Here is a 1538-nt window from a genome sequence, read left to right on the forward strand (position 1 = left end):
ACCAAACCAGCAGCGGCATGGTTGCACAAGCCAAAATCCTTGCCGGCACTTTGCACCACCTCGGCGCAGATGTCCGCTTCACCCTCTACCCCAACGCCAATCACGGCAACGCCCCGTTTTACGCCCTGACCGACTGCATCGAATATTTGCGCAGCGCATGGCAGCGTTGAAGCAGGTTTGCCAAACATCGCGGCCGTCTGAAACGCAAACTTAGAAGCGTATTGAACCTATTGGATCAATCTAAAATCCAATTATAAAAAGGCCGAGACCTTTGCAAAGGTCTCGGGGCATGAAAAAGGGAGAGGCTACCTGAAAAATAGATTTTCAGGTAGCCTCAAACTGGTTTGGCATGCATCCGAAACGGAAAATTTGAGCGGTTACATACCTTGGGTTGGTGGCAGTGTTATTTCAACTTGGCTGCCAATTTGTCGAATTTTTGTTTGATGTCGGCCTTGAAGGCTTCCACTTTCTCTTTGCGCTCGGCTTTGCGCTCGGCTTTGCGCTGTTTTTTCCAAGCTTCGTGTGCCTGACGTGCCACTTCTTCCTGCGCTTCTATTGCAGCCAATACGTCCTGTTGGGCAACGGCTGCATCTTGCCGGAGAATAACGGTTTTGAAACGGTGGAAGAAGGCATCCAATACAGCTTCGTCGGATTCTTGCGCCAAAATAATGATTGCAGTACTGCCGTTATCCAGTTTTTTGGCTGTAATTTCCAGCAACAACTCCTCTCCCAATGTTTGGGCAGTGCCTGCATCACTGCCGATGAGTGCGCCAGTAGCTCCACCCAACAGAACACCGATAGGACCGCCGAGAATGCCGACCAGTGAACCAATGAGGCCGCCCGTCCATGCGCCTTCGACCGTATTGGCGGTAAAGTCGGTGCTTTCTGCTGGGATAATCAGACCATTTTCCTTTTTAATCAAAACGGCTTGTGCCACCAAAGCATCTATTGTCTGCGAGTAAGCTTTCAATTCAGAAAAGGCTTGATAAGCTTCGCTGGAGATGTTGAATAAGGCAACGATGATGTTTTGTTTCATAAGTCTACTCCCGTAGGTTGAAAGATTTAAGAACATACAAGTTGTATGCGGTGTCAGTGTAAATTGCAAGGGGGGGGGGAGCAATGCGGCAAACAAAACTTTACCTATGTAAAGCCTGTAGAACCGGCAAACGGATAACGAACAATACCCAGCCTTGCCTGTAGGAAATCGTCGCATCGTTCACACCACAGGTTGAGAGAAATAAGCCTGCAAGACCTCAAGCGTCGTCTGAAATCCGTTTCCACTCCAACGCTAAATCGTACAAGGCTTTTTTGCTTTCGCCGGTAATCTTGGCGGCAAGCTCGGCGGCCTGTTTGGTCGGCAACTCGGCCGCAAGGATTTTCATCGTGTTTTGCGCCGCCTCGGGCAAATCGCTGTGTTTCTCTTTCACCGCAGGGTGCAACACCAGCACCATCTCGCCACGTGTTTGGTTGCTGTCGTTTTTAAGGGCGGCTTGGATTTCGGCAACCGTGCCGCTGAGGAAGGTTTCAAACGTTTTGGT

1 protein-coding gene and 2 pseudogenes are annotated in these 1538 nt (G+C 49.9%); 1 reads left to right on the forward strand and 2 read right to left on the reverse strand.

All coding sequences use genetic code 11. The annotated features are described in order from the left end of the window. A pseudogene (locus ACTHS3_RS12775) lies at positions 1–170 on the forward strand (alpha/beta hydrolase); the annotation flags it as partial. 233 nt (positions 171–403) lie between these two features. Here ACTHS3_RS12775 and ACTHS3_RS12780 read toward each other — a convergent pair. Together ACTHS3_RS12780 and ACTHS3_RS12785 are read right to left on the reverse strand one after the other, a co-directional pair. Beyond that, on the reverse strand, positions 404–1036 hold the full coding sequence (locus ACTHS3_RS12780) for a DUF1269 domain-containing protein (protein ID WP_070608438.1): 633 nt from the start codon (positions 1034–1036) through the stop codon (positions 404–406). Positions 1037–1253: 217 nt separating this feature from the next. Next, positions 1254–1538 (reverse strand): annotated as a pseudogene (locus ACTHS3_RS12785) (16S rRNA (cytidine(1402)-2'-O)-methyltransferase); the annotation flags it as partial.

This window comes from Neisseria sp. P0009.S007 (genome assembly GCF_051962515.1).

Excerpts from the sequence above, each read along its gene's own strand:
- ACTHS3_RS12780 (WP_070608438.1), bottom strand. The coding sequence starts at position 1,036 with ATGAAACAAAACATCATCGTTGCCTTATTCAACATCTCCAGCGAAGCT.